Raw genomic sequence first — 17,291 nt, 5'->3', positions numbered from 1 at the left:
CCCGAAGGGGCGCGGGGAACTGCGCGACCAGCCCCCACGGGCCCGCGGACGAAGAACCGCCCATCCGGCGGAGCTACCCGCAGCCGCAGGCCGCCAGCGCCGTCGCCGTGCGGTCCAAGGCCGTCTGGGCCGCCGTCCGGTCGGTGGTGTCGGCGGCCAGGAAGGCGAAGGCCAGAAGCCGACCGTCCCGGTCCACGACCGTGCCCGCCAAGGCGTTCACGCCGGTCAGGGTGCCCGTCTTGGCCCGTACGACGCCTGCCGCGCCGTCCGTGTAGCGGGCGCTCAGGGTGCCGGTGAAGCCCGCCACGGGAAGGCCCGTGAGGGCCGCGCGCAGTTCGGGGTGGGACGGGTCGCCGGCCTTGGCCAGAAGGGCCGTGAGGAGGTTCGGGGTGAGGAGGTCGGCGCGGTTCAGACCGCTGCCGTCCGCGAAACGGGCACCGGACATGGGCAGTCCGAGCTTCGCCAGCTGGGTACGGATGGCCCGCGCGCCCCCCGCGAAGTCGGGCCGGACGCCGGTGGCGAGCGCGGTCTGGCGGGCGAGTGCCTCCGCGAGGTCGTTGTCGCTGTTGGTCAGCATGCGCTCGACGAGAGCGGAGAGCGGCGGCGAGGAGACCTTCGCGAGGGTGGTCGCGCGGCCCGTCGCCTTGGACGGGCCGGGGGAGGTCGTTCTGATGCCGTGCTTCGCCAGCAGGGCGGCGAAGGTGCGGGCCGCGTCCGCCGCCGGCTCTTTGACGCGCGTGACCGTTCCGCTGGTCGACCCGTCGGGACGGGCCTCGTCGGCCATCAGGGCGGTGACAAGGGCGAGGTTGCCGTCGACCCCGATCGGGTGGAGTTCCGGGCCGGCGTAGAGCGTGGTGTCGTACGACATGGTCACCTGGCGTACGCCGCGCTTCTTGAGGGCGGCGGCCGTCGAGTCGGCCAGGGTGCGCAGGCTGGCCCAGCCCTCCGGGTCCGTACGGGCCGTCAGGGTGGGGTCGCCGCCGCCGACCAGGACGAGTTCGTTGGTGTCGGGCTCCAGGGCGGCCCGGGTGGTGAGGCGGTGGTCGGCACCCATCGCGGAGAGCGCGGCGACAGCCGTGGCGATCTTCGTGGTCGAGGCGGGGACGAGCGCCTCGCCCGCCCCCAGGCCGTACAGGCGCTTCCCGGTGGCGATGTCGACGACGGCGGCCGTCTGGCGGGCGCCGAGGGCGGGGTTCCTCAGGAGCGGGTCCAGGACGGCCGCGAGGGCCCTCCCCGCGGGTGCCGCACGCAGGGTGCCGGTGGCGCTGCCGAGGCCGGCCAGCACGGAGGGGGCACTCGGCGCGGGTGCGGGCGCCCCGGCCGACGTACCCGAGGTGGCGGACGTACCGGAATTACGTCCGTGATCTGTGCCACCGGGTCCCTCCTGGACGGCGGCCCAGTCCCGCTCGGCCGTACGCTGGCCGGAGGCGTCCCAGGGGCCTGCGGCGGTGACCACTCCGGCGGTCAGCGCCAGTCCGGCGGTGGCGGCGCCCGCGGTGTACTGCCAGGTCCGCAGGGTCTTCGGCATCGACAGCGGCAGTATCTTCAGGGTGTTCGGTCCGGAGAGACCGGCGAGCTTCGGGCCCACGGCCTGTGTGATCCGCGCGACCTGCGGTCTCACGGCCGCTCGGGCCCGTCCGAGCTGCGGTTTCACTGTTGCCGCGGCCCGGGTGAGGCGAGGTCGTACGGTGCGGGCCAGCCGCGCCACCCTCGGCCTCGCGGCCCGCCAAGGCCCCAGCTCCGGCACGACCACCAGCCCCTTTCGCGATCACACACCAGCGTGAGGGACACTTAACCACCAGAACTATGTGTTGATCATGGAGGAGCCACCGGTGGAGTTCGACGTCACGATCGAGATTCCGAAGGGTTCACGGAACAAGTACGAGGTGGACCACGAGACCGGTCGGATCCGTCTGGACCGTCGCCTCTTCACCTCGACCAGCTACCCGGCCGACTACGGCTTCGTCGAGAACACCCTCGGCGAGGACGGCGACCCGCTGGACGCGCTGGTCATCCTGGACGAGCCGACCTTCCCCGGCTGCCTCATCCAGTGCCGCGCGATCGGCATGTTCCGGATGACGGACGAGGCCGGCGGCGACGACAAGCTGCTGTGCGTCCCCGCGCACGACCCGCGCGTGGAGCACCTGCGGGACATCCACCACGTGTCGGAGTTCGACCGTCTGGAGATCCAGCACTTCTTCGAGGTCTACAAGGACCTGGAGCCCGGCAAGTCCGTCGAGGGCGCCAACTGGGTGGGCCGCGCGGACGCCGAGGCCGAGATCGAGCGGTCGTACAAGCGCCTCAAGGAGCAGGGCGGCCACTGAGCCCTCCTGAGACCCGTCACACGAACGGGCCGCACGCGTGCGCGTGCGGCCCGTTCGTGTCTCTGTGCGCATACTGAAAGGCGTACTGGAGGGGCACGCGCAGGGAGCGATACGGAGTGACGGACGAGGACCGCAAGCCGGCGTCGGACGAGGCCGGGGACGTCTACTCGATACCCCGCGGCGGTGTGACGGTCGGTGCCGTCGGTGACGGGGAGTCGGCCACCACCTCCGAGTTCGCGCTCCCCGAGGGGCTGGCCCCGCCGAAGCCCGTCGTCGGTGAGTCCGAGACGACCTCCGAGTTCTCCCTGCCGGACGGACTCGACGTTCCGCAGCCGCCCGGCGGCGATCTGGAGGGGTCGGCCTTCAGCACCCCGCACACCTACCGGGCGCCCGCGTTCACGCCGCCCTCCGGTGTTCCTGTGGTGAGTCTCACCAAGGACGTGCCCTGGCAGGACCGGATGCGCACGATGCTGCGGATGCCGGTGGCCGAGCGGCCCGCGCCGGAACGGATACAGAAGGCGGCCGAGGAGGACGGACCGGCCGTCCCGCGCGTGCTCGACCTGACGCTGCGCATCGGCGAACTGCTGCTCGCGGGCGGCGAGGGGGCCGAGGACGTGGAGGCGGCCATGTTCGCCGTATGCCGGTCCTACGGCCTCGACCGCTGCGAGCCGACCGTCACCTTCACCCTGCTGTCGATCTCGTACCAGCCCTCGCTCGTCGAGGATCCCGTGACGGCGTCACGGACGGTCCGGCGCCGGGGCACCGACTACACGCGCCTGGCGGCCGTCTACCGGCTTGTGGACGACCTGAGCGACGCGGAGACCGCCACGTCTCTGGAAGAGGCGTACAGGCGCCTTGCGGAGATCCGGCGGAACCGGCACCCGTATCCCGGCTGGGGGCTCACGGTGGCCGCCGGGCTGCTCGCGGGCGCGGCCTCCGTGCTCGTCGGCGGTGACCTGGTCGTGTTCGTGGCGGCTGCGCTCGGCGCGATGCTGGGCGACCGGCTGGCGTGGCTGTGCGCGGGGCGCGGGCTGCCGGAGTTCTACCAGTTCACGGTGGCCGCGATGCCGCCGGCCGCGATAGGGGTGGCGCTGACGGCCGCGCACGTGGACGTGAAGGCGTCCGCCGTGGTCACCGGTGGGCTGTTCGCGCTGCTGCCCGGGCGGGCGCTGGTGGCCGGGGTGCAGGACGGGCTGACCGGGTTCTACATCACCGCCTCCGCACGGCTGCTGGAGGTCATGTACTTCTTCGTGGGCATCGTCGTCGGCGTGCTGCTGATCCTGTACTTCGGCGTGAAACTGGGCGCCGAGCTCAACCCCGACGCGGCGCTGGGGAGTGTGCAGCGGCCGCTGTGGCAGATCGGCGCGTCCATGCTGTTGTCGCTGACCTTCGCGATCATGCTTCAGCAGGAACGTTCCACCGTGCTGATCGTGACGCTCAACGGGGGTGTGGCGTGGAGCGTGTACGGCGCGATGCACGACACCGGCAGGTTCTCGCCGGTGGCCTCGACGGCCGTCGCCGCGGGGCTGGTGGGGCTGTTCGGGCAGTTGCTGTCGCGGTACCGGTACGCGTCGGCGCTGCCGTACACCACGGCCGCGATCGGGCCCCTGTTGCCAGGGTCGGCGACCTATTTCGGGCTGTTGTCGATCGCGCAGAACGACATGGACGCGGGGTTGGTGTCGCTGTCGAAGGCGGCGGCACTGGCGATGGCGATTGCCATCGGGGTGAATCTGGGGTCGGAGATCTCGCGGCTGTTCCTTCGCGTGCCCAGCGGCTCCGCCGGGGGTAGGCGGGCCGCGAAGCGGACGCGTGGGTTCTAGTTCGGGGTGCGTTTGCCGGGTGTTGGGCGCCTGAGAGCCCGGGAGGTTCTGTACGCGGGCGAGTGCGGGTGCGTTGTGGCTTGTCGCGCAGTTCCCCGCGCCCCTGAGGGGGTTGCCCGGACGTCAGTTCTGGGGGTAGCCGTTGCCGTTGTCGTACGGGTACTGCTGCTGGTTCTGCTGGTAGCCGTAGTCCTGGCTGTACGGGTACTGCTGGGCGTACTGCTCCGCGTATCCCTGGCCCTCGTCCTGCTGCTGCGCCGGGGGGATGCGGCGGAGTTGGGTCGTCGCGTCGTCCATCGGGGGGTGGTACTGCTGCTGGGCCGGGGGCTCGGGCTGCTGGGGCGGGTTCTTCTTGGCCTTGCTGCGGGCTCGGGCGAACTCGATGATGATCGGGACGACCGAGATGAGGACGATCAGCAGCAGGATCGGTTCGATGTTCTTCTTGACGAAGTCGATGTTGCCGAGCCAGGAGCCGAGCAGGGTGACGCCCGCGCCCCAGAGGACGCCGCCGATGACGTTGAAGGTCAGGAACGAGCGGTACCTCATGCCGCTGACGCCGGCGATGATCGGCGTGAACGTCCGCACGATGGGCACGAAGCGGGCCAGGATCAGGGACTTCGGGCCGTACTTCTCGAAGAACTCGTGGGCCTTGGTGACGTTCTCCTGCTTGAAGAGGCGGGAGTCCGGGCGGTTGAAGAGCGACGGGCCGACCTTCTTGCCGAACATGTAACCCGCCTGGTCGCCGAGGACCGCGGCGAGACAGATGAGGGCGACCGCCGCCCACAGGGGGAAGTCCAGCGTGCCCGCGGTGATCAGCAGGCCCGCTGTGAACAGCAGCGAGTCGCCCGGCAGGAAGAAGCCGATGAGCAGACCGGACTCGGCGAACACGATCAGGAGCAGGCCCCAGATGCCGAACTGGTCCAACAGGTAGTCCGGATCCAGCCAGCTCGGTCCGAGGGCAAGCGTCGTCACTGTTCCGGGCTCCTGAGGCTTGGCAAAGACGTTGGCAGAGAAGAGTGGGGCCAAAGCTATCAACGCGATGTGACCCCTCCGGGTTCCCCACCTTCCACGCGCCACTCCGGGGTGCGCTGTGCGGGAACTGGGGCCACCCTGTGAGGTTATGGGCATCGAAGAGTACGGCGGCGGCCAGGGACCTCAGTCCGATGTGCTGGTCGTGACGACGAACGACGTACCCGGACACCGGGTCGAGCAGGTCATCGGTGAGGTCTTCGGGCTGACCGTGCGGTCTCGGCATCTCGGCAGCCAGATCGGGGCCGGGCTGAAGTCGATGATCGGCGGCGAGCTGAAGGGACTGACGAAGACTCTCGTCGAGACCCGCAATCAGGCTATGGACCGTCTTGTCGAGCAGGCACGCGCGCGTGGCGCCAACGCCGTGCTGGCGTTCCGTTTCGACGTGACCGAGGCCGCGGACGTCGGCACGGAGGTGTGCGCGTACGGGACCGCGGTGGTCCTGGCCCGGGAGTGAGCGATGCCCCCGCCCGGGCCAGGGGCTATGCGTCCTGCCGGGTCGCGTTCGCCGTGACCGCCTCCCGGAGGTGTTCGGCGAGGCCCGGGCGCATGGAGTCGTAGAACTCCTTGAAGCGCTCGTCGGAGACGTACATGTCGGCCAGACCGCGGTGGATTTCGTACGTGCATTCGTAGAACCACTTGGTGATGTGCCGCCGGTGCTCCTCGGCCATGTCCATGGCCGCTTCCCCGGACGGAGGCTCGCCGGCGGCCATCAGTGCGTCGTAGCGCTCGCCCCAGGAGGTCACCTCGGCCTGCATGCGCTGCCAGTCGTCCTTCGTGTACGTGGCCGCGCGGCGCTGCGACTCGGCGTACGTCTCCGTGCCGCCCCAGCGGCGCTCGGCCTCCTCCGCGTGTGCCTCCGGGTCCTTGTCGCCGAAGACCTCGAACTTCTCCTCGGGCGTGAGGTTGATGCCCATTCTGCGTGCCTCCATGGCGTGCTCCACGGCCGCCGCCATCTGCTGGAGCCGTTCGATCCGGGCGGTCAGCAGCTCGTGCTGACGGCGCAGCCGCGCGCGCGGGTCCGCCTTCGGGTCGTCCAGCAGGGCGGCGACCTCTTCGAGGGGGAAGCCGAGCTCCCGGTAGAACAGGATCTGCTGCAGCCGGTCGAGGTCGGCGTCGTCGTAGCGCCGGTGGCCCGCGTGGCTGCGGGCGCCCGGCACGAGGAGGCCGATCTCGTCGTAGTGGTGCAGGGTGCGCACCGTGACACCGGCGAAACCGGCGACCCGTCCCACGCTGTAGCTCACTTCCGCTCCCTTTCTCGGTACGCGCTTCACACTGCTCCCTCACCCGGCGTGAGGTGCAAGCCCCGCGGCTCGGCCCTACCGTCGTACGCATGCCACTGCACCGCGGGGACAGCGAAGCATCGGACGACAAGGGCGGTGGGCGCAGGCTCTCCGTCAACCCTTTCTACGGGGAGGCCAACCCGGTCGGCGGTATGACCGAGGCGCCGCCCACGCACCGGCTCGGGGACGCCCCGCTGCCGCCGTCGACGGCGTACCAGCTCGTGCACGACGAACTGATGCTCGACGGCAACTCGCGGCTCAACCTGGCCACCTTCGTCACCACCTGGATGGAGCCCCAGGCCGGGGTCCTGATGGGCGAGTGCCGGGACAAGAACATGATCGACAAGGACGAGTACCCGCGTACGGCCGAGCTGGAGCGGCGCTGCGTGGCGATGCTCGCCGATCTGTGGAACGCGCCCGATCCGAATGCCGCCGTGGGCTGTTCGACCACCGGTTCGAGTGAGGCGTGCATGCTCGCCGGGATGGCGCTGAAGCGGCGGTGGGCGGCGCGCAACGCCGACCGGTATCCGGGGCGGGACGTGCGGCCGAACCTGGTCATGGGCGTCAACGTGCAGGTCTGCTGGGAGAAGTTCTGCAACTTCTGGGAGGTGGAGGCCCGTCAGGTGCCCATGGAGGGCGAGCGGTTCCATCTCGATCCGCAGGCGGCGGCCGAGCTGTGCGACGAGAACACCATCGGGGTAGTCGGGATCCTCGGGTCCACCTTCGACGGGTCCTACGAGCCCGTCGCGGAGTTGTGCGCGGCCCTGGACGCCCTGGAGGAGCGGACCGGGATCGACATCCCCGTGCATGTCGACGGGGCCTCAGGGGCCATGGTGGCGCCCTTCCTGGACGAGGACCTGGTGTGGGACTTCCGGCTGCCGCGCGTGGCCTCGATCAACACCTCGGGGCACAAGTACGGGCTGGTCTACCCGGGCGTCGGCTGGGCGCTGTGGCGGGACAAGGAGGCGCTCCCCGAGGAGCTCGTCTTCAGCGTCAACTACCTGGGCGGCGACATGCCGACGTTCGCGCTCAACTTCTCGCGCCCCGGCGCCCAGGTGGTCGCGCAGTACTACACCTTCCTGCGGCTGGGCCGTGACGGCTACCGGGCCGTGCAGCAGACCACGCGGGACGTGGCGCGGTCCCTCGCCGGGCGGATCGAGGCGCTGGGCGACTTCCGGCTGCTCACCCGGGGCGACGAGCTGCCGGTGTTCGCCTTCACGACGGGGGCGGACGTGACCGCGTACGACGTCTTCGACGTCTCGCGGCGGATGCGTGAGCGCGGCTGGCTGGTGCCCGCGTACACCTTCCCGGAGAACCGGCAGGACCTGTCCGTCCTGCGGGTCGTGTGCCGCAACGGGTTCTCCTCGGACCTCGCCGAGCTGTTTTTGGAGGACCTGGAGCGGCTGCTGCCCGAACTGCGCCGGCAGCCGCGTCCGTCGACGCACGACAAGGACGCGGCCACCGGTTTCCATCACTGACACCCGCCCATTGGTGGGTGGTTACCGGCTCAGACGGCCGAACCTCCGTACCGCCAGCGGGAAGAAGACCGCCAGCAGGGCCAGTGGCCAGGCGACGGCCGCCCAGACGTGGCCCGGTTCGCCGCCGGGGTTGCCGAACAGATCGCGTACCGCGGTGGCCGTCTGCGACATCGGGTTCCACTGGACGGCCGTGCCGAGCCAGCCCGGCATGGACTCGGGCGTGGCGAAGGCGTTGGACAGGAAGCCGACCGGCCAGACCAGGATCTGGACCGCCTGCACCAGCTCCGGTCTGCCGGCCACCATGGCCAGCTGGATGCCGATCCACAGCATGGCGAACCGGAAGAGCAGGAGCAGGCCCACGGCCCCCAGAAGGGCTGCCACGCCCCCGTGGGCCCGCCAGCCGATGGCGCACCCCACCGCGAGCATCACAGCCAGCCCCAGCGCCGACTGGAGCATGTCGGCGGCCGAACGACCAACCAGGACGGCGCCGTTGGCCATGGGCATGGACCGGAAGCGGTCGATGACGCCCTTGTTGAGGTCCTGGGTGACGGCGATCATCGTGCCCTCAAGGCCGAAGGCCATGGTGAGCACGAGCATCCCCGGGACCAGGAAGTCCACGTAGTCGCCCGTGACGTCCCGGCCGCCGCCGACCAGGTAGCCGAACATCAGCAGCAGCATCACCGGGAAGACCAGCCCGACCACCACCCGGACCGGTTGGCGTGCCCAATGGGCGAGTTCGCGGCGGGTCATGGTCCAGCAGTCGGTCAACGCGCGCGTGCCCGGCATCGGGGTGTGCCCCCCACTCATCCCGTACGTCGTCACGCTGCCTCCTTCGTCCGAGCCGTCTGTTCGTCGCCCCCGGTGAGGTCCAGGAACACCTCGTCCAGCGTCGGGCGCCGCAGGGCGACGTCCTCGGCCTCGATCCCGGCCTCCTCCAGGGCCCGTACGACCCCGGAGAGCGCCGCCATGCGGTCGGTGACCGGGGCGCTCAGCAACCGCCGGTCGGGGTCCACCGAGACGCCCTCGGCGGGTACGGGCAACAGGGCGACGGCCGCGCCCAGTTGGCCCGCGTCGCGCAGGACGACGTCGATGCGGTCGCCGCCGGTGGCGGCCTTCAGCTCGTCCGGGGTGCCGTCGGCGACGACCCGGCCCCGGTCGACGACCGAGACGCGGTCGGCGAGCTGGTCGGCCTCCTCCAGGTACTGGGTGGTGAGCAGGACCGTAGTACCGCCGCCGACCAGGGAGCGGACCGCGGTCCACACCTCCGTCCGGCCGCGCGGGTCGAGGCCCGTCGTGGGTTCGTCGAGGAACAGCACCTCCGGGTCGGTGATGAGAGAGGCGGCGAGGTCGAGGCGGCGGCGCATTCCGCCGCTGTAGTTCCGGACCGCCTTGCGGCCGGTGTCCGCGAGGCCGAAGCGGTCGAGGAGCTCGTCGGCCCGCACGCGCGCGTGGCGGGCGCCCAGGTGGTATAGGCGGCCGAACATCTCCAGGTTCTGCCGGCCACTCAGCTCCTCGTCGAGCGCGGCATGCTGGCCGAGGAGGCCGATGCGGAAGCGGACCTCCCGGGCCTCGGTCAGCACGTCGTGGCCGGCCACCTCGACCCGGCCGCCGTCGGGCCTGAGCAGCGTGGCCAGGATCCGGACCAGGGTCGTCTTGCCCGCGCCGTTCGGCCCGAGCACTCCGTGCACCGTGCCACGGGCGACCAGGAGGTCGATTCCCGACAGTGCGTCCGTGTCGCCGTACTTCTTGTGTGCGCCTTCGACGGTGATCGCCGCGTCGGCCACAGAGTCCTCCTAGCTAGTCAAACTTGATTACCTTGCGAAGGTAACCCGCCGGGAAGCATTGGTCAAACTTGATTAGTCGCGGTTTGTGCCGCGTTGGCGAGAAGGCGTCCGCAAGGACTACTTCTCGCGCAGGTCGGCAATCTCGGCGGTCAGTACGGCCATGTCGCGGACGTGCGTGTAGTACTCGGCCGCGTACTCGTCGTCGATCGCCGGGAGGACCCGTCCGAACGCCGTCGTCAGCCGCGTCAAGGCCGCCCGGTTCTGCTCGCCGAGTGGGCCTTCTCGAACGACGGCGGCAAGGCCGTAGATGTCCGCGTCGAGCAACACCATGTCCTGGCCCTGGACGTCCAGGCCGCGGAAGCCGGACGGGAACGGCCTGGCCATGTGCCCGGCCATCACCTGGGCAAGCACGTCGAGCTTTTCTTCGAGCATGGCGGGAGATCCTGCCAGACACGGGCCGGCGGCTCTGGCGGCTTTGGACCCGATGCTCCGGCAGGCCCCGAACACACGCGAGCCCAACCCGGCGGACCTACGCGGTCAGAGCACTAGCGCCAGTCGCCGGGGTGCCGCTCCCCCGTCGCGTACGGGTTCTCCTCGCCGTCGGCCAGGACGCCGACGAACGGTTCGCCCTCCCCCGCGAAGGTGTACGCCCCGCCCTCGATCCGGGCGATCAGCGCCAGCGTCCACTCGGCCTCGGCGTCGGCCGTGTGGATCCAGAGGTTCATGATCTCGCCGATGTGGCCCAGCTGTTCGGGGCCGTCCTCGGGCACGTAGTGCTCGGTGACGGAGGCCCGCCACTCGCCGATGCGCCGGGTGCGTTCCCTCAGGAGGGTCACCGCCTCGTCGCGCGGCAGATCGACGATGAAGCCGATCGCCGCCGACTTGACGTCCATCTTCTGGTCGTACGAGGTCAGCGCCTCGCGCAGCAGCCGCAGGAACTCCTCGGTGCCCTCGCCGGTGATCTCGTACTCCGTGCGGGGCGGGCCGCCGGCCGTGGAGGGGGCGATCTCGTGCGCGATCAGCAGGTCCTGCTTGGCCATCTGCTTGAGCGCGTGGTAGATCGAGCCGGGCTTGGCGTTGGACCACTCGTGCGCGCCCCAGTACTCCAGGTCGTTGCGCACCTGGTAGCCGTGGGCCCGCCCGTGCTGACGGACCGCGCCGAGCACGAGGAGACGGATCGCTGACATGGGGCCAGCGTAAGACCCTTGACGTCAGCCCCAGGTCGTGCCCTGCTCCTTGGCCACCAGCTCGAAGGCGGTGGCGCCGTCGAGGGACTCGCGGATGATGTCGGCGTGACCGGCGTGCCGGGCCGTCTCGCGGATCAGGTGCAGGGCCAGCCAGCGCATCGAGACGCGGCCCTCCGGCGGGAACCAGGGGTCCGGCGGCAGTGCGAGGGTGTCGTCGAGGCTCGGTACGGACCGCAGGAACGCCTCGGTCTCGGCGGCGACCTTCTCCCAGTACGCGAGCTGCGAGGCGACCGTCTCCCCCTCGACGAGCACGAAGTTCTCGTGCCAGTTCGACTGGTCGCGCTTCACCGCCGGCGCCTCACCCCTGGCCCGCGCGATCCAGCCCTGCTCGACCTCGGCGACATGCTTGAGCAGCCCGGAGAGGGACAGCTCGCTGGCGCTGGGGCGCGAGGCGGCCTGCTCGTCCGTCAGCCCCAGCAGGGCCCGCCGGATGCCGCCGCGCTGCTCCTCGATGAAGGAGAGAAGTGCTCCGAGCTCGTCGCCGGGTGCTTCGGAGGGGACGTGAGTGACCATGGTGGTCCGCCTTTCATCGGGTCGTGCGGGCGTTCCTGCCTGACACCGATGAAGTTACGGGGGCTTGCGGACAGGTTCTGTCCGCAAGCCCCCGTTTCACAGAAGACCTTCTGAAATTCTTCCACCGGGACTCTCTAGAACGGGAAGAAGCTCCGCCCGTGCTGCACCGAGATCCACTTCTGGGTGGTGAACGCCTCCACCGTCGCCTCGCCGTTCAGGCGGCCGATGCCCGAGGACTTCTCGCCGCCGAAGGCGACCAGGGGCTCGTCGTGGACCGTGCCGTCGTTGACGTGGAACATGCCCGTGTCGATCTGCTTGGCGAAGGCGATGCCGCGTTCCACGTCTGCCGTGTGGACGGCGCCGCTGAGGCCGTACGGGGTGTCGTTGACGAGGCGGACCGCCTCCTCCTCGCCGTCGAAGGGGACGAGGAGGGCCACCGGGCCGAAGATCTCCTGGTGGAGGAGGGGTGAGTCGGCGGGGAGGTCGGTCAGGACCGACGGCTCGACGAGGTTGTCCGTCGTCCTGCCGTGCAGAAGTGCCGTCGCGCCCTCCGCCAGCGCCCGCCGCACCACGCCCGAAATCGCCTCCGCCTGGGAGGAGTTGATCACCGGGCCGATGACCGTCCCGGGGTCGCTCGGGTCGCCCACCTTCAGGGACCGCACCTTGGTCACGAACTTCTCGGTGAACTCGTCGGCGATCCGCCGGTCCACCAGGATCCGGTTCGCGGCCATGCAGACCTGGCCCTGATGGACGTACCGGCTGAAGACCGCCGCGTCGACCGCGTAGTCGATGTCCGCGTCGTCCAGGACCACCAGGGCGCTGTTGCCGCCCAGTTCGAGGACCACGTTCTTGAAGTGAGGGGCGCAGACGGCGGCGACATGACGGCCGACCGCGTCCGAGCCGGTGAAGGAGATGACCTTCGGGACCGGGTGCTCCAGGAACGCGTCGCCGATCTCGGCGATGTCCGTGATCACGACGTTCAGGAGGCCCGGCGGCAGGCCCGCGTCCTCGAAGATCTTCGCGACCAGCGAGCCGCCGACGACCGGGGTGTCCTGGTGCGGCTTGAGGACGACGCCGTTGCCGAGCGCCAGCGCGGGGGCGACCGACTTCAGGGAGAGGAGGAAGGGGAAGTTGAAGGGGCTGATCACACCCACCACACCCACCGGGACGCGGTAGACGCGGTTCTCCTTGCCCTCGACCGGCGACGGGACGAGCTGGCCCTCGGGGGTCAGCGCCAGACGGATCGACTCGCGCAGGAACTCCTTGGCGAGGTGCAGCTCGAAGCCGGCCTTGAGGTGCGTGCCGCCGAGTTCGGCGATGATCGCGGCGGCGATCTCCCGCTCCCGGTCCTCGATGATGCGCAGGGCCTTCTCGAAGACCGCGCGACGGACGTACGGGCTGGTCGCCGCCCACCCCTTCTGGGCCGCGGCGGCGGCGCGGTACGCCTCGTCGACCTCGTCCACCGTGGCGATCGTGATCGAGGCGAGCTTCTCACCGTCGTACGGGTTGAAGTCGATGATGTCCCAGGAGCCCGTGCCCGGGCGCCACTCACCGCCTATGTACTGCTGCGCGAGATCGGTGAAGTAGTACTCGGGCGCTGACATGTGATCCCTCAATCCCTCAATCCCGTATCACGGTCTGATCGCACGTCATCGTACGTGCGGCCGAAGGGAGTTGGGGGGCCATCAGGGGGCGCCGTTACGAGAGTTGCAGCAGACCCCTGAGCAGGTCCCGGCTCTCGTCCGGCCCGGGGCTGTCCTGCTGGAGTTCCTTCATCGCCGTCTCGTACTGACTGACGTCCTCCGCCTTGTCCAGGTAGAGGGCGCTGGTGAGCTGCTCCAGGAAGATCACGTCGGACAGGTCCGACTCCGGGAAGCTCAGGATCGTGAACGCGCCGCTCTCGCCCGAGTGCCCGCCGAAGCCGAACGGCATGATCTGCAGCCGTACGTTGGGCCGCTCCGAGACCTCGATCAGGTGCTGGAGCTGACCGCGCATCACCTCGCGGTCGCCGTACGGCCGGCGCAGCGCCGCCTCGTCGAGGACGACGTGGAACTCCGGGCCGCCGGTGGACAGGAGGTACTTCTGCCGCTCCATGCGCAGGGCGACGCGGCGCTCGATGTCGGCTGGGCTCGCGCCCTTCATACCGCGGCCGACGACCGCACGCGCATACGCCTCGGTCTGCAGCAGACCGTGCACGAACTGGACCTCGTAGGCGCGGATCAGTGATGCCGCGCCCTCCAGACCCACGTAGGTGGGGAACCAGTTGGGCAGGACGTCCGAGTAACTGTGCCACCAGCCCGCGACGTTGGCCTCCCTGGCCAGCGAGAGGAGAGCGTTGCGCTCGGCCTCGTCGTTGATGCCGTAGAGCGTCAACAGGTCCTCGACGTCCCGTGTCTTGAAGCTCACCCGGCCCAGCTCCATACGACTGATCTTCGATTCGGACGCGCGGATCGAATAACCCGCCGCCTCCCGCGTGATCCCCCGCGTCTCACGCAGACGCCTCAGGTGCGATCCGAGCAGCATGCGCCGCACCACCGATCCCGGCTCTCCCGCGCTCACGTTCGTCACCCTCCCCAACCTCTCCAGGGGCCGCAGTCTGCCACTAAATCACTCCGAGCAGTACTCGTCCGGTTACTCAAATGGGAAGACGTCAGAGCGTACGCACAGGAAGAGGCAAGGGGAAGACCGGCCACAGGTGAAAAGTTGGCGGAAAAAATGACCAAGAAGCGGTACGGGAGGGCCCAATTGGGGCACGTGCACGTGCATCTGCCCTTGCATCCGCCGTGAGCATCGGAAACCATGGTCTCGCGCCACCGCTGCATCGCAATGACTGCATCGCAACGACCGCGATCTCCCGGGAGTGCCTCGCATGGGGACGAATGGATCGACCATGCTCGAGCCGTTAAGGCAGGGGCTTCCGCCACTGGATCCCTCGACCGTGTCCAACGCGGCGTCGTGCGCACTGCCCGCCCGCTTCGAAGCGGTGCGCGAAGCGCGGCAGTTCAGCCGCAGGACACTCGCCCAGTGGGACGTCGGTGACCGTTTCGACGATGTCTGCCTGGTCGTCTCCGAGCTGGTCACCAACGCCCTCCGGCACGCGCTGCCCACGGATCCCCCGCACGCGTCGGCCCAGGAGCCGCCCGTACGGCTGCATCTGATGCGCTGGACCGAGCGGCTGGTGTGCGCGGTGCGCGATCCCAGCCGGGAGTGTCCGGTGGCGTACGACGCCGAGGAGTTCTCGGAGGACTTCTCGGCCGAGTCGGGGCGCGGCCTGTTCCTCGTCGACTCGTTCAGCGACAGCTGGGGCTGGCATCCGCTCTCGGGGGCGTTGGGCGGCAAGGTCGTCTGGGCGCTGTTCGGACTGCACTCCGCCGAGTGAGGCACCGCGGTGTTTCTTCACGCCCTGGCTCTACGCGCGTCACGGTGCCCGGAGTGGCAGAGGTGGCCTGCGTGACCCGCGCGCCTCGACTCCGGGGCGGAGCCGGCCGAAGGACGGTCAGTTCGACGTCAGGTGGTCGAACTCGCCGTCCTTGATGCCCAGGAGCATCGCCTCGATCTCCGCGCGCGTGTAGACCAGCGCCGGGCCGTCGGGGAAGCGCGAGTTGCGTACCGCCACCTCACCGCCGGGCAGCCGGGCGAACTCGACGCAGGAACCCTGCGAGTTGCTGTGCCGGCTCTTCTGCCAGGCGACCTCCAGTCGCGCGGCGGCCATACCGTTGTACACGCCGGAGTCATCGGCCGTGCCAACGCCGTACACGTCGTGGTCCACAGGTCGCTCCCTGGTGGTGCACTGGCTGAAGAGGCCATTGGTGCAGTGGTCAACTGTGCCGGATCATAACTCTGTTCACGTGCAGACGCGTGGACAGATGCAGGGGCTTATGCACAGGCATGCGCACAAGCAGATGCACGTGCACGCGGGGTGTTCGCTCCGCTACTCACCTTGACGCACGTATGCCCCCACACGTTCCCCCGCACGTCGGCACCCCCGCCTCCTGGGACCACGGAGACGGGGGTGCGGAGGTGGGGGCGGGGAGGTGGGGGCGGGGAGCGAAGGGGCGTGCGGACAGGGCGCGGCGGCTACCGGGAGACGTACGGCAGAAGTGCCATCTCCCTGGCGTTCTTGATCGCGCGGGCGAGCAGCCGCTGCTGCTGGGCCGAGACCCGGGTGACCCGGCGGCTGCGGATCTTGCCGCGGTCGGAGATGAACTTCCGCAGCAGGTCGGTGTCCTTGTAGTCGATGTACGTGATCTTCGCCGCGTCCAGCGGGTTGGGGCGGGCCTTGAGGGGCTTGCGTTCGATCTTGCGGGCCATGGCGGGGTCAGACCTCCAGGAGGGTGTCGAAGGCGGGCGGCAGGCGTTTCCAGGCGGCGCGTCCGCCGGCGTACTCGGCGTCGGTGAGCAGGCAGGACTCCAGGAGCTGTTCGAGTCCGTCGCGGTCGAGGCCGGGGGACGTGAACACCAGGTGCTGGCAGCAGTCGCCGTGCTCGGGGTGCCAGTCGAGGGCGGCGGCGGCCCGGCGCACGGGCTCGACCATGTCCCAGGCCGCGTCCGGGAGCGAGGCGAGCCAGGGGCCGGCGCTCTCCACGCACAGCGCGCCGCCCGCCGCGTCCCAGTGGAGCAGCGTGTCGGGGTGGTCGGCGAGCCAGAACCGGCCCCGGCTGCGCGCGGCGGCGCAGGTCAGGTCCTCCAGCGCCTCGTACAGCCGCTCCGGGTGGAAGGGACGGCGCCGGTGCCACACGAGGGTGGCCACGCCGTGCGCGTCGGCCTCGGCGGGCAGCAGCGCGCATGCCGGGTGCTGGGCGAAGGCGGCGGCCTCGACGTCGAATCCGGCGAGGGCGGCGGAGGCGAGGGCCGAGAGCGGCGCCGGCTCCCCTCCGGACGCGTCGGCGGGGCCCGCCAAGTCCCCTGGGTGGCCGCCCGCGACGGGGACCTGGCGGGCTGTCGGGTGGAGCTGCGCGAGCAGCTCGCGGTCCTCGTCGTCGGCCTCCGGGGAGTCGACGAGGGCGAGGACGGTGGCGTACTCCAGCTGGCGGGCGAAGGTGTCCGCGACCGTCCGCTGGTCGGTGGCCGCGGCGGCGAGGCCGCCTTCGGCCAGGTCGTCGCCGTTGCCGAGGTACGGCAGCAGCAGCGCCGGGTCGACGGCCGTGATGACGCCGGTGACCGTGAGGCCGCCGGCCGTCACCACCTCGGCCATCGCCTTGGGCTCGACGGAGTCCCACAGCTCGACGATCGCCAGCCGGGTCAGCCCGGCGTCCGCGAGTCGCCGCAGCTCCGGCACGAGGTCCTCGCGCAGGGCACAGCACGCGCAGTCGTTGACCAGGGGCGCCTCGCCCGCGGAGAGGATGCCGGTGACATCGCTGACGGTCCGTACGACCGTGCCGGCCACGGCCGTGGCGAGGTCGTGGTGGAGTACGACGCTGCCGGGGACGTCGGCGAGCAGCCGCGCCACGGTCGCCCTGCGGGCGTCGGCGTGCAGCCCGCCGACGATCGCCACGGAGAGTTCGTGAGCCCCGGAGGGCCCGTGCTCATGCACCTGCACGTGTGTTCCCTCAGTCCTTGCTAGTGGTTCTTGCCGTACCGGCGCTCGAAGCGCTCCACCCGGCCGGCCGTGTCCAGGACGCGGGCCGTGCCGGTGTAGAAGGGGTGGCTGATGTTCGAGATCTCGACGTCGACGACGGGGTAGGTGTTGCCGTCCGCCCAGTCGATCGTCTTCTCGCTGGTCATCGTGGACTGGGTGAGGAAGGCGTGGTTCGCGGCCCGGTCACGGAAGACGACGGGCCCGTACGCCGGGTGGATTCCTTCACGCATGGCGG

General features: G+C 70.2%; 19 protein-coding genes. 5 read left to right on the top strand and 14 right to left on the bottom strand.

What is annotated here, in order from left to right:
• Positions 1 to 73: 73 nt before the first annotated feature.
• Positions 74 to 1,753 (bottom strand): D-alanyl-D-alanine carboxypeptidase/D-alanyl-D-alanine-endopeptidase, encoded by a 1,680-nt coding sequence (gene dacB, locus PV734_RS24480; RefSeq protein ID WP_415924257.1) that lies wholly within the window; start codon positions 1,751 to 1,753, stop codon positions 74 to 76.
• 79 nt (positions 1,754 to 1,832) lie between these two features.
• Here dacB and PV734_RS24475 point away from each other — a divergent pair, with 79 nt between their 5' ends.
• Entirely contained in the window at positions 1,833 to 2,324 is a 492-nt protein-coding gene (locus tag PV734_RS24475) for an inorganic diphosphatase (protein ID WP_053746895.1), read from the top strand.
• 116 nt (positions 2,325 to 2,440) lie between these two features.
• Positions 2,441 to 4,144, top strand: coding sequence for a threonine/serine ThrE exporter family protein (locus PV734_RS24470; RefSeq protein ID WP_319096950.1), 1,704 nt, complete (start codon positions 2,441 to 2,443; stop codon positions 4,142 to 4,144).
• Between the two features lie 123 nt (positions 4,145 to 4,267).
• Here PV734_RS24470 and PV734_RS24465 read toward each other — a convergent pair whose 3' ends face one another.
• Positions 4,268 to 5,116, bottom strand: a complete 849-nt coding sequence (locus PV734_RS24465; protein ID WP_319096951.1) for a DedA family protein — start codon at positions 5,114 to 5,116, stop codon at positions 4,268 to 4,270.
• A 148-nt stretch (positions 5,117 to 5,264) separates the two neighbouring features.
• Between PV734_RS24465 and PV734_RS24460 the strand changes: the two genes are divergently transcribed.
• Positions 5,265 to 5,630, top strand: coding sequence for a YbjQ family protein (locus tag PV734_RS24460; protein WP_319096952.1), 366 nt, complete (start codon positions 5,265 to 5,267; stop codon positions 5,628 to 5,630).
• Positions 5,631 to 5,655: 25 nt separating this feature from the next.
• Here PV734_RS24460 and PV734_RS24455 read toward each other — a convergent pair whose 3' ends face one another.
• Positions 5,656 to 6,417: a MerR family transcriptional regulator gene (locus tag PV734_RS24455; protein ID WP_319096953.1), complete on the bottom strand. Its 762-nt coding sequence runs from the start codon at positions 6,415 to 6,417 to the stop codon at positions 5,656 to 5,658.
• An 89-nt stretch (positions 6,418 to 6,506) separates the two neighbouring features.
• Between PV734_RS24455 and PV734_RS24450 the strand changes: the two genes are divergently transcribed.
• On the top strand, positions 6,507 to 7,934 hold the full coding sequence (locus PV734_RS24450) for a glutamate decarboxylase (protein ID WP_319096954.1): 1,428 nt from the start codon (positions 6,507 to 6,509) through the stop codon (positions 7,932 to 7,934).
• A gap of 21 nt (positions 7,935 to 7,955) precedes the next feature.
• On the opposite strand, the gene PV734_RS24445 is transcribed toward PV734_RS24450, so the two are convergent.
• The 7 genes from PV734_RS24445 to PV734_RS24415 all read right to left on the bottom strand — a co-directional run bounded on the left by PV734_RS24445 (position 7,956) and on the right by PV734_RS24415 (position 14,001).
• On the bottom strand, positions 7,956 to 8,741 hold the full coding sequence (locus tag PV734_RS24445; RefSeq protein ID WP_415924258.1) for an ABC transporter permease: 786 nt from the start codon (positions 8,739 to 8,741) through the stop codon (positions 7,956 to 7,958).
• Positions 8,742 to 8,752: 11 nt separating this feature from the next.
• Positions 8,753 to 9,718, bottom strand: coding sequence for an ATP-binding cassette domain-containing protein (locus tag PV734_RS24440; protein WP_319291855.1), 966 nt, complete (start codon positions 9,716 to 9,718; stop codon positions 8,753 to 8,755).
• A gap of 117 nt (positions 9,719 to 9,835) precedes the next feature.
• Positions 9,836 to 10,150: a hypothetical protein gene (locus PV734_RS24435; RefSeq protein ID WP_319096956.1), complete on the bottom strand. Its 315-nt coding sequence runs from the start codon at positions 10,148 to 10,150 to the stop codon at positions 9,836 to 9,838.
• A gap of 113 nt (positions 10,151 to 10,263) precedes the next feature.
• Positions 10,264 to 10,905 carry a PadR family transcriptional regulator gene (locus PV734_RS24430; RefSeq protein ID WP_319096957.1) on the bottom strand — a complete coding sequence of 214 codons (642 nt, stop codon included), beginning with the start codon at positions 10,903 to 10,905 and terminating at the stop codon, positions 10,264 to 10,266.
• 24 nt (positions 10,906 to 10,929) lie between these two features.
• Positions 10,930 to 11,478, bottom strand: coding sequence for a DinB family protein (locus PV734_RS24425; RefSeq protein ID WP_319291852.1), 549 nt, complete (start codon positions 11,476 to 11,478; stop codon positions 10,930 to 10,932).
• A gap of 134 nt (positions 11,479 to 11,612) precedes the next feature.
• Complete coding sequence (locus tag PV734_RS24420; RefSeq protein ID WP_319096959.1) at positions 11,613 to 13,082, bottom strand: aldehyde dehydrogenase family protein; 1,470 nt, start codon at positions 13,080 to 13,082, stop codon at positions 11,613 to 11,615.
• Between the two features lie 94 nt (positions 13,083 to 13,176).
• Positions 13,177 to 14,001, bottom strand: coding sequence for a helix-turn-helix transcriptional regulator (locus PV734_RS24415; protein ID WP_319097074.1), 825 nt, complete (start codon positions 13,999 to 14,001; stop codon positions 13,177 to 13,179).
• A gap of 346 nt (positions 14,002 to 14,347) precedes the next feature.
• Here PV734_RS24415 and PV734_RS24410 point away from each other — a divergent pair, with 346 nt between their 5' ends.
• Positions 14,348 to 14,857, top strand: coding sequence for an ATP-binding protein (locus PV734_RS24410; RefSeq protein WP_319096960.1), 510 nt, complete (start codon positions 14,348 to 14,350; stop codon positions 14,855 to 14,857).
• Between the two features lie 117 nt (positions 14,858 to 14,974).
• Here the strand turns inward: PV734_RS24410 and PV734_RS24405 are convergent, their stop codons facing one another.
• The 4 genes from PV734_RS24405 to PV734_RS24390 form a co-directional block, all read right to left on the bottom strand.
• Positions 14,975 to 15,247, bottom strand: coding sequence for a DUF397 domain-containing protein (locus tag PV734_RS24405; RefSeq protein WP_319096961.1), 273 nt, complete (start codon positions 15,245 to 15,247; stop codon positions 14,975 to 14,977).
• Positions 15,248 to 15,555: 308 nt separating this feature from the next.
• Positions 15,556 to 15,789, bottom strand: a complete 234-nt coding sequence (gene rpsR, locus PV734_RS24400; protein WP_006376563.1) for a 30S ribosomal protein S18 — start codon at positions 15,787 to 15,789, stop codon at positions 15,556 to 15,558.
• Positions 15,790 to 15,796: 7 nt separating this feature from the next.
• Entirely contained in the window at positions 15,797 to 17,011 is a 1,215-nt protein-coding gene (locus PV734_RS24395; RefSeq protein ID WP_319097075.1) for a CobW family GTP-binding protein, read from the bottom strand.
• A gap of 26 nt (positions 17,012 to 17,037) precedes the next feature.
• Entirely contained in the window at positions 17,038 to 17,286 is a 249-nt protein-coding gene (locus tag PV734_RS24390) for a type B 50S ribosomal protein L31 (protein WP_319096962.1), read from the bottom strand.
• Between the last annotated feature and the right edge of the window lie 5 nt (positions 17,287 to 17,291).

The organism is Streptomyces sp. AK08-02, from assembly GCF_033795085.1.
Taxonomy (GTDB): domain Bacteria; phylum Actinomycetota; class Actinomycetes; order Streptomycetales; family Streptomycetaceae; genus Streptomyces; species Streptomyces echiniscabiei.
The sequence above is the reverse complement of the archived record's forward strand: the minus strand, read 5'-3'. Positions and strand labels throughout refer to the sequence as shown.